This window comes from Mycobacterium sp. (assembly GCF_044370595.1).
Taxonomy (GTDB): Bacteria; Actinomycetota; Actinomycetes; order Mycobacteriales; family Mycobacteriaceae; genus Mycobacterium.
This window is the reverse complement of record NZ_JBILVF010000129.1, coordinates 1-9,744: the sequence shown is the minus strand read 5'-3', so window position 1 is coordinate 9,744 and position 9,744 is coordinate 1. Positions and strand designations below refer to the sequence as shown.

Genomic DNA, 9,744 nt, shown 5'->3' with positions numbered 1-9,744 from the left:
CAACAGCCAAGCTTGTTGTTCGTGCGGGGCGGGGAAAGGTCACCGAAATCACTCCAGGGCAGGTGTCGAGGGGTTTAACGTCACCGTTGACGCCTGAATCATAGCCACAGTCGGCGGGCAGTTCGAACTCGGCACGGGGCAGGAATCCCCGCCGTTTTAGCAAACGGTTGTGATGTGGCACACGACTCTGCGCGTCCGCGCAGGAAGCGGCGTTCCTTTCAGCGGGAATGACGCGACGCCTGGTTTGCTGGAATAGCCCGAAACCGGCCCGCAACGGTTAGGCGCCGCGGCGAGCCGGAATGGACTGCTGTTACACTTGGCGCAACGTCGGATTCACACAGATGCGTCCGACACGTCGTGGAACGCCTTCACTCCGCCGGCCTCGCACTGCTTTGCAGGAGCGCAAAGCCGCGTTCGTTTGATTCGCGCCTCCCAGCGCATCCGTCTCGCGGCGAACCGATATTGCCCACCGGCAATTTCGCCCAACCTGGGCTTGGTTGTGCGCGCCGACGAACCGTCGCCTGCAGACCACGCACCCGATGCCTGAAAGGCACCGCATGAATACGACCTTCGCCGACCTCGGCGTACCCGCACCGCTGGTACGGGCCCTGACCGAGGCCGGCCTCACCCACCCCTTCCCGATTCAGGTCGCCACCCTGCCGGACACCCTGGCCGGCCGCGACGTCCTGGGGCGCGGCAAGACCGGCAGCGGCAAGACCCTGGCGTTCGCCATCCCCCTGGTGGCCCGCTTGTCGTCCGCCCAGCGCAGGCCCAACCGTCCGACCGGTCTGGTGCTGGCACCTACCCGGGAACTGGCCACCCAGATCACCGCGACGCTGCAACCCCTCGCTGACGCCTCCGGCTTGCGGATCACCACGATCTTCGGTGGAGTGCCGCAAGCCCGACAGGTCAAGGCACTGCAGTCCGGAGTCGACATCGTGGTGGCCTGCCCGGGCCGCCTGGAGGACCTGATGCGACAGCGTCTGATCACTCTGGACGGCGTGGCGGTCACCGTGATCGACGAGGCCGATCACATGGCCGACCTCGGGTTCCTGCCGGGCGTGACCCGGATTCTGGCCGCGACGCCGCGCGGCGGACAGCGTCTGCTGTTCTCGGCGACTCTAGACAACGGGGTGGACAAACTGGTCACCCGGTTCCTGGACAATCCGGTGGCCCATTCCGTCGACAGCCAGAACTCCCCGGTCGCGGCGATGACCCACCACGTCTTCCACGTGGCAGGTGCAGAGGCCAAGAAGGAACTCGTCCACACGCTCGCCTCCGGCAGCGGCCGGCGGATCCTGTTCATGCGCACCAAACATCAGGCCCGGAAGCTCGCGCGGCAACTCACCGAGGCAGGCATTCCGTCGGTGGATTTGCACGGCAACCTGTCCCAGCCCGCCCGCGACCGCAATCTGGCGGCGTTCACCGCCGGCAGTGCGCGGGTCCTGGTCGCCACCGACATCGCCGCGCGGGGAGTTCACGTCGACGACGTCGAACTGGTGGTGCACATCGACCCGCCGGCCGAACACAAGGCCTACCTGCACCGCTCCGGGCGGACCGCGCGGGCCGGCCGCGCCGGGGACGTCGTGACCGTGGTGCTGCCAGAACAGCGCAAAGAGACCCAGATGCTGCTGCGCAAGGCGGGAATCAGCGCCACCCCGCAGCAGGTGGCAGCCGACTCCGCCGCGGTGCTGAACCTGGTCGGCGAGGTCGCCCCTTACCGCGCCCCGGTCGCGGCCCCACAGCCGGTCCAGTCCCGGCCGACGCAGCAGCGACGCTCCGGCGGCGGGCAGCAGCGCCGCCGCGGCACCGGGTCGCCGCAGGCGCATCCGGCCCGACCGGCCAAACGCGGCAGATCATCTCGTTCAGAGGGTTCGGCGGTCTAGCCCGACGCCGGCCCTCAGCCGGTGATGCCCAAGCGGCGCGCCACGTCGGATCCGCCGTATTCGACGAGGAAGTTCGGGTCGCCGCACACCACGAGTTGGTCGCGGGCCCGGGACAGACCGACATAGAGGCGTTCCCGGGCCCTTTCCAACGCGTAGCGATCGTTGACCACCAACACGATGGCGCGACGTTCCAGGCCCTTGAACCCCAGCACGTGACCGTAGAAGACCTGTTCGGCGTCCCAGAAGCTGTCCCAGTAGGCCTGGTTGCCGTCCTTCTGGCGGCCGACCTGCTCGGGGTGGCGGCTTCCGGTGGTGAGCAGGGCGACGTCCTCGGGCCGCCAACCCGCCTCCAGCAGCACCTCGACCTGGTCGTCGGCGACGTCGAGTGCCTCGTCGGCCTCGCACGCCACAAAACGCACCTCCGGGCCGTCGCCGCCCAGGAAGCGCATCGGGTGGTCAACCAGGGGCTGGAATGCGGTGGCGATCTGGCGGGTGTTGCGGATGTTCTGGTCCAGGATCAGGGGCACCAACGGCACCGGCGGGGTGCCCTGCCGGTCGAACACCCGTTGGCCCTCGTCGATGAAGACGTACAGGCCGCTGTCGTCGGGGTCACGCAGGGCCGCCAGGACCGGATCCCACCAACTGTCGGCGAAGTCCTGGGCCTCGTCGATGACGATCGCATCGAAACGCTGGCCTTCTGGCAGTGCGGCGGCCAGTTCGAGCATCTGTGCGGGCAGGTCGTGCTCGAAGAACTGCGAGGTCTCCTTGGTGCGCTCATTCTCGTCGGGACCTTCCGGGGCGCCCCATTGGATGCCCAGGCTGTGGAATTCCCCGACGTAGCCGGGTTGTTGGCGGCGCTTCCAGCCCGCGGTGATCCGCTTAAGGTAGGACGCCAAGCCGTGGGAATAGCAGATCAGTGCCACCCGCTGGCCCTGGTTGGCCAGCCGCCGGGCCTGTTCGAGGGCCATGAAGGTCTTGCCGCTGCCGGCCCCGCCGCGGATCTCCACCCGGTTCAGCAGCCTGACCGCGCCGAGGATCACGGCCTGCTGCTCGTTGAGGATGTCGGCGGCGTCCTCGTTCTCCAAAGCGCGGGCGACGACGTCGCGTTGGGGCAGCCCGCGCCCACCCAGCGCGGTCTGCAACTGGTCGATGGCGATCTCCGACAGCAGCGGAAGGTCAGTCTGCTGGCTGAGTGCGACCCCGCGCAGTCTGTCGCCCAGCGAGGGGGTCTCGGTCCGGTCGATCACCATCCAGCGCGGGCAGTCGGCCAGCGCAAAGTCAAGACTGATGTCACTTTGGGGCAGAACCACGACGTGGTTCCACCGCGGCCGCGACTGGGTCCACCGGGGGTCGGCCTCGACGAAGTCACGCAGGGCGTAGCGGGCTTGTCGCACCTGCCTGACCGGGTCGATCGTCTTGACGTGGCCATTGCGGCTGCGCTGCAGCCACGTCGTGCCGTCGTGCCAGACTTCCCCGCCTTTGACCTCGACGCAGATGATCCCCGCACCCTCGATGGCGACCACGAAGTCGATCTCATGGTCCTTGAGATGGTCGGTGACCCGCTTACCCGCGATGAGCAGATCACCCTCACCCAGCTGGGAACACAGCATCTGCCAGACCCGGCGCTCGCTGTCGTTGGCCAGCCGCGGGTTGTCGGGCAGCGTCACGGGCATGGTGTGTCATCGTAAATCGGTGGTGTGCTCTACCTGGGGCAATTCGGCGTGTAGTCTGGGAGACGGAGTCGCTTACGCCTCGACGCGTCGCAGAATACAAGTCCGTAATGCGGACATACGCCGACTCACTTTCCTATCCTGACCGGAAGTCTGTGCCGGTCACTGAAAGAAGCCTATGAACGAGGAACTGTTTTCCCATCCGGTGGATACGCAGTACATCCCGCCCACCTACGAGGGCGCCTCCGACCCCGTGGAAAACCCGGTTTTTTCCGATCAGCAGCGCTAGCTGCACCTGCACCCCGAGCCTTTGGGGCGCAACGAGTTTCGTGCCCTCCCGGGTGCGAGAACGCCGACTGTAATCCGTGCAGTGCGGCTTGGGGATGTCGGCCTCCGACATCCATGAATGAGAGAAGTAAGAATGGCACAGGGAACTGTGAAGTGGTTCAACAGCGAGAAGGGCTTCGGCTTCATCGCCCCGGACGGGGGCGCGGACGATGTTTTCGTCCACTTCTCCGAGATCAGCGGCAGTGGCTATCGGTCGCTGCAGGAAAACCAGCGAGTCGTCTTCGACATCGGCCAGGGCGCCAAAGGTCCCCAGGCCTTAGCTGTCCGACCAGAGTAAAAAGGCTCGTCGAGAGGTGGGTCGGGCGGGAATCCGCCCGGCCCACCTCAGTTGTAAATCCCTGAGAATCAATGAGTTTCACGTACAGGTCGATGGGATAGGGTGGGGTTCATCGGCGGGTTCCCGCACACGTTCGGTTCACGACTGTGTCACCGCCGAGTTATCCGGGCCGCGAGGTCCGCAGATTGGAGCGTCTCATGACGCGAACGCAAACCCGCTCATCCACAGGCTGGAACCAGCCCGCCCCGGAACGCACCCCGCGACTGCGCCTCAAGCCCAAAGCGTTGCCGACGGGCCACGTCGACGGCGCCTGGTGGCCCCACAGCACCGATCTTGTTTCAGAGCTGTCCGACCTGTTGGCCGTGCTATCGGTGCGGGTCGGTCCTATCGCATACGTGACCTACCGGATCGGTGAATGGCCGTCGCCGCCGGCCAAAGCCGTCATCGGCGGGTACCGCGTCCGGGTGGCCGGCTATCGCCGCCAGCCCCCGAACACCGTCGAGGTCCGGGGAGTCGGCGGCACCAGCGTCGTCCTGCTGGTGGTGCCGCCAGATACCGACTCCGAGCACGCGCACGACATCCTGATGGCCGCGGCGCGGCCCGATAACGCGTCGACCACGGCGGGGCTGCTGACGGTCGCGGGGCGCTGAAATCAGACTCGGGCAGGGGCTTTTTCGAACAGGTAGTGGAACACCATCCACTCCGTGCCGTCGCGGTAGCCGAATACCTCTGAGCAGAACAGCAGGAACATCCGCCACCGCTCCAAGGCGACCTGCGCCGTCGTCGGACCACCTTCCAAGGCCTGCAGACACTGGCCCTTGTTGGCATCCAGGCGTTGAAGCCACGCGTCGAGAGTCTTGCTGTATTCGCGTCCGTTGACGTCCCAGACCCGGGACTGGTGAAGATCGTCGGGCAGGAAGTTCTCGAAAAGGTCCCGGCTGGGCATGGTTCCGCCGGCGAAGAAGTACTTGCCCATCCAGTCGGTGGTCTTGAAGTCGTAGGCGAACCGCCGATTGCCCAGGATCTGCACCATCATCCGGCCGTCCGGTCGCAGCCATGAGCTGACCTTGGCCAGCACCATGTCGTAGTTCTTCATGTGTTCGAGCATTTCGCAGGACACGATGACGTCGAACCGGGAGTGCAACTCCGGATCGTCGTAGGTGCTCGCATCAGCCTTCACGCAATCGAAGCGGCCGGCGTGCTTGGCGTTCCTGGCCCTGATGTAGTCCTGCTGGGTGGAACTGTTGGACAGGAACGTCACGTGGACGTCCGGGTAGTTCTCCAGGACATAGCTGCCGTGGGAGCCCCATCCGCAGCCTAGGTCGAGCAGCCGGACGCTGCCCTTGGTGGCCACGATTTCGCTGAGCTGCAGCCGGTCTTCGAGGAACGTGCGCAGCATCGCGACCTCAGCCTCGGCCAGGGTCGTCGACTCCTGCGGAAACACACAACACGAGTACTTCAGATACGGGCCCAGCATCAGGTGGAAGAACTGCGTCGGCACCTCGTAGTGCTGGACGTTGGCGTCATCCTGGTGGGTGGCTGCGGCGCTGGCGCGCAGCTTCTCGAAGTACCTCTTCTTGTAAAAGGCCTGCTTGTCCAGGTCGCCGCCGCACTCGAAGGTTTTGACCCATTGCGCGCACATGAGGCGAACCAGGGCCCGCATGACCGCGTCGGGAAGCAGGCCGCGTTCCTTGAGTGCCAGGATGGTGTTGAAAAGACGTTCCACGGCCCCTATCCAAGCACCGTGCGTCCACGCACCTCGCGGGGATCTACCCTATATTCCAACGAATCAACCCCCCGGACCTGGAGAGTCGATGTCCCTGCTGTTCAATCCCCAAACTTATGACCCGACGTCGTTCGACGAGCGCACCCGCCAACAACTGCTTGCCCTCGTCGACTTCTTCGAGACCAAGGGCCTGGCCCGCAACAAGGAGGAGTACTACTCCGGGGAGTGGTACACCGACTTCCTGACGCTGGTGGCCGAGCAGCAGATCTTCGCGAGCTTCGCCACCCCCCGCGAGGTCGGTGAACTCGTCGGCGACGCCGACGCCCGCTGGGATCTCGCGCGGATCAACGAACTCAACGAGGTCCTGGGCTTCTACTCGCTGGCGCACTGGTACGCCTGGCAGGTCTCGGTGCTGGGGCTGGGTCCGGTGTGGCTCAGCGCGAACGACCAGGCCCGCACCCGGGTGGCCGGTCTGCTCAAAGACGGCCACATCTTCGGGTTCGGACTATCCGAGCGTGAACACGGCGCCGACATCTACTCATCGGACATGATCCTGACCCGCACGGCCGACGGCGGGTTCACCGCCAGTGGCGGCAAATGGTACATCGGCAACGGCAACGCCGCGGGCCGGCTGAGTGTGTTCGGCAAGTTCGCCGACGACGATCCGGAGCATCCTGGCGAATACGCGTTCTTCCTCGTCGACCCCAGCCATGAGCGCTACGAACTGATCAAGAACGTGGTCGCCGGGCAGATGTTCGTCGCGGCGTTCAACCTGCACGGCTACCCGGTGGAGCAGTCCGACATCCTGCACATCGGCAAGCCGGCCTGGGATGCCGCCCTGGCGACGGTGAACGTCGGCAAGGTGAATCTGGGCTGGGCCAGTATCGGCATCTGCGAGCACTCGTTCTACGAGGCGGTGACCCACGCCAACAACCGGGTTCTCTACGGCAACCGGGTCACCGACTTCCCGCACGTGCGCCGGATGCTCGCCGACGCCTATGCGCGACTGGTGGCGATGAAGATCTTCGCCGCCCGGTCCACCGACTACTTCCGTTGCGCCAGCGAAGAGGACCGCCGGTTCCTGCTGTTCAATCCGATCACGAAGGCCAAGGTGACCAGTGAGGGCGAACGGGTCATCGACCTGCTGTGGGATGTGATCGCCGCGCGCGGCTTCGAACGGGACACCTATTTCAGCCGCGCGGCCAGCGACATCCGGGCGCTGCCGAAACTGGAGGGCACCGTCCACGTCAACATCGCCCTGGTGCTGAAGTTCATGCCGCGCTACCTCGGCGCGGCGCACGGAGCCGCGCAGGACTACCCGGTGATCCCGGTTCGTCAGGACGCCGGAGACGACGAGTACCTGTTCCATCAAGGCCCCGCCAAGGGTCTCGGGTCGATCGGGTTCAGCGACTGGCGCCCAGCGTTCGAACGCTTCGGCCACCTGCCCAACGTCGCGACCTTCCGTCAGCAGATCGACGCCTTCACTCAACTGGTGTTGACCGCCCCGCCCACCGAGGCGCAGCAGAAGGACCTCGACTATCTGCAGATCCTGGGTCAGCTTTTCACCCAAATCGTCTATGCCCAGCTGATTTTGGAGTCGGCGGCGCTGGCGATCGACGATCGCCAGACCCGTCCCGGGTCGGTGAGCGACCTGTCGGACCTGACCGAAGCCCACCTCGACCGTATCTTCGGGGTGTTCGTCCAGGACATGGCCGATCAGGCGGTCGCCCTGCATGGGCAGGCGTCGGCGACTGACGCGCAGAGCACCGCGGCGCTGACGATCGTGCGCAAGCCGCGTATCGACGCCGCCGCTGAGCAGGCTTTCGTGGCGGAGGTGCTGACCTACAGCGGCGCCTACGAGATGAAGCAGTAGACGGGCCGCCCCCCGTGCTGCTACTGCGCTGCCGAGAAACGTGGCAGGTACAGGATTCGAACCTGTGTAGGCGTTAGCCGACGGATTTACAGTCCGCTCCCATTGGCCGCTCGGGCAACCTGCCTGGGCGCACCGGAGTCGAGAACACCCCGCCTCCGTGCGACTAGCAGGGTACAACGAGGATGTACCCCAGACACAAACCGACCCGTTCCCCGGCCGGCACCGAGGAGGCACCCCAGTGGCTGATTCCAGCTTCGACATCGTCAGCAAGGTCGATCGACAAGAGGTCGACAACGCCTTGAACCAGGCGGCCAAGGAACTGGCCACCCGATTCGACTTCCGCGGCACCGAGACCTCCATCGCCTGGAAGGGCGACGAGGTCATCGAGATCGTTTCCTCCACCGAGGAGCGCGCGAAGGCGGCCGTCGACGTGTTCAAGGAGAAGTTGGTTCGCCGCGACATCTCGATGAAGGCCTTCGACGCCGGAGATCCGCAGGCCTCAGGTAAGACCTACAAGGTCAGCGGCACCCTCAAACAAGGCATCGGCACGGAGAACGCCAAGAAGATCACCAAGCTCATCCGCGACGAGGGTCCCAAGAACGTCAAGACCCAGATCCAGGGGGAGGAGATCCGGGTGACCTCCAAGAGCCGCGACGACCTTCAGTCAGTCATCTCGGTGCTCAAAAGCGCCGACCTCGACGTCGCACTGCAGTTCGTCAACTACCGCTGATCATCCTCTACTTGTTCAGGGCCGTATCGTCGACTCGACTCCGGTCAGTGCATAAGGTGGATTAGGTCACATCCGCACGCACTCAGCGAGGACCGCGATGACTCTCACCCACTCCGAGGGCGCCCGACCCGCCGAGCAGCCTACCGGCGACTACGACGTCATCATCGTCGGCGCCGGAATCTCCGGTATCGGGGCGGCCTACCGACTTGCCGAAGCCGACCCCGGCACTCGCTACGTAGTCCTGGAGCGCCGCGAGCGGATCGGGGGCACCTGGGACTTGTTCCGCTACCCCGGTGTGCGTTCGGACTCCTCGATCTTTGCCCTCAGCTGGAGCTGGGAGCCCTGGCCCCGCAAGGAGTACGTCGCGGACGGCGACGAAATCCGCGACTACATGGAGAACGCGGCCCGCAAGCACGGCATCTACCCCCACATCGAGTTTCGCACCCGCGTGAACTCCGCCGATTGGGATTCGACGACTGACACCTGGACCATCCACGCCGAGGTGGACGGCAAGCCGAAGACCTATCGCAGCCGCTTCGTCTTCTTCGGCTCTGGCTACTACAACTATGACGAGCCCTATACCCCCGACTTCCCCGGCATCGATGACTTCAGCGGCACGGTGATCCATCCGCAGTTCTGGCCGGAGGATTTGGACTACACCGGACAGAAGATCGTTGTCATCGGATCGGGCGCCACCGCTGTCTCCCTGGTGCCAGCGCTGGCGCAGAAGGCTGCCAAGGTAACCATGCTGCAACGCTCACCGGGATACCTCGTGTCGATGCAACGGCGCAATCGTGTTGTCACCCCGATGCGAAACTACCTGCCGCCCAGGGTTTCCTATCCCATCGCCAGGGCTGCGGCGCTGGCCGTGGAGAAGGTGTTCTGGGTGGCCGCGCGGGGGGCGCCGAACCTGGTGAAGAAGGTGGTGCGCTTCCAAAACATCAGCCAGCTGCCCAGCGGCTATCCCGTCGACGTCGACTTCAAGCCGAGCTACAACCCGTGGGACGAACGCCTGTGCCTGGTTGCCGACGGCGACCTTTTCACCGAGATCAGCCGGGGCGCCCTTGAGGTGGTCACCGACCATATCGACCACTTCGACGCCAGCGGCATCGCGTGCAAGTCGGGCCGTCACCTCGACGCCGACATCATTGTCACGGCCACCGGCTTGAACCTGCTCGCGCTCGGCGGAGTGCGGATCAACCTCGACGGCACCGAGGTCAAACCTCAGGACCGG

8 protein-coding genes and 1 tRNA gene are annotated in these 9,744 nt (G+C 65.2%); 6 read left to right on the top strand and 3 right to left on the bottom strand.

Going from position 1 to position 9,744, the window contains the following annotated elements; all coding sequences use genetic code 11:
* Positions 1–557: 557 nt before the first annotated feature.
* Positions 558–1,886, top strand: a complete 1,329-nt coding sequence (locus ADBZ5N_RS14585) for a DEAD/DEAH box helicase (RefSeq protein ID WP_526258541.1) — start codon at positions 558–560, stop codon at positions 1,884–1,886.
* Positions 1,887–1,900: 14 nt separating this feature from the next.
* Here the strand turns inward: ADBZ5N_RS14585 and ADBZ5N_RS14580 are convergent, their stop codons facing one another.
* Positions 1,901–3,559, bottom strand: coding sequence for an NERD domain-containing protein (locus tag ADBZ5N_RS14580; protein WP_526258539.1), 1,659 nt, complete (start codon positions 3,557–3,559; stop codon positions 1,901–1,903).
* A gap of 418 nt (positions 3,560–3,977) precedes the next feature.
* Here ADBZ5N_RS14580 and ADBZ5N_RS14575 point away from each other — a divergent pair, with 418 nt between their 5' ends.
* Both ADBZ5N_RS14575 and ADBZ5N_RS14570 read left to right on the top strand, forming a co-directional pair.
* On the top strand, positions 3,978–4,181 hold the full coding sequence (locus ADBZ5N_RS14575) for a cold-shock protein (RefSeq protein ID WP_526258537.1): 204 nt from the start codon (positions 3,978–3,980) through the stop codon (positions 4,179–4,181).
* Between the two features lie 197 nt (positions 4,182–4,378).
* The gene (locus ADBZ5N_RS14570; protein WP_526258535.1) at positions 4,379–4,831 is read left to right on the top strand and encodes a DUF5994 family protein; all 453 of its coding nucleotides are present in this window, start codon (positions 4,379–4,381) and stop codon (positions 4,829–4,831) included.
* Positions 4,832–4,833: 2 nt separating this feature from the next.
* Here ADBZ5N_RS14570 and ADBZ5N_RS14565 read toward each other — a convergent pair whose 3' ends face one another.
* Positions 4,834–5,907 (bottom strand): SAM-dependent methyltransferase, encoded by a 1,074-nt coding sequence (locus ADBZ5N_RS14565; protein WP_526258533.1) that lies wholly within the window; start codon positions 5,905–5,907, stop codon positions 4,834–4,836.
* An 88-nt stretch (positions 5,908–5,995) separates the two neighbouring features.
* Here ADBZ5N_RS14565 and ADBZ5N_RS14560 point away from each other — a divergent pair, with 88 nt between their 5' ends.
* The gene (locus tag ADBZ5N_RS14560) at positions 5,996–7,780 is read left to right on the top strand and encodes an acyl-CoA dehydrogenase family protein (protein ID WP_526258531.1); all 1,785 of its coding nucleotides are present in this window, start codon (positions 5,996–5,998) and stop codon (positions 7,778–7,780) included.
* Between the two features lie 41 nt (positions 7,781–7,821).
* Here the strand turns inward: ADBZ5N_RS14560 and ADBZ5N_RS14555 are convergent.
* A tRNA-Tyr gene (locus ADBZ5N_RS14555) sits at positions 7,822–7,904 on the bottom strand.
* A 114-nt stretch (positions 7,905–8,018) separates the two neighbouring features.
* On the opposite strand from ADBZ5N_RS14555, the gene ADBZ5N_RS14550 reads away from it, so the two are divergent.
* Positions 8,019–8,510, top strand: coding sequence for a YajQ family cyclic di-GMP-binding protein (locus ADBZ5N_RS14550; protein ID WP_526258529.1), 492 nt, complete (start codon positions 8,019–8,021; stop codon positions 8,508–8,510).
* Between the two features lie 97 nt (positions 8,511–8,607).
* Positions 8,608–9,744 (top strand): flavin-containing monooxygenase (locus ADBZ5N_RS14545; RefSeq protein ID WP_526258527.1); only part of this gene is annotated, 1,137 nt, incomplete at its 3' end.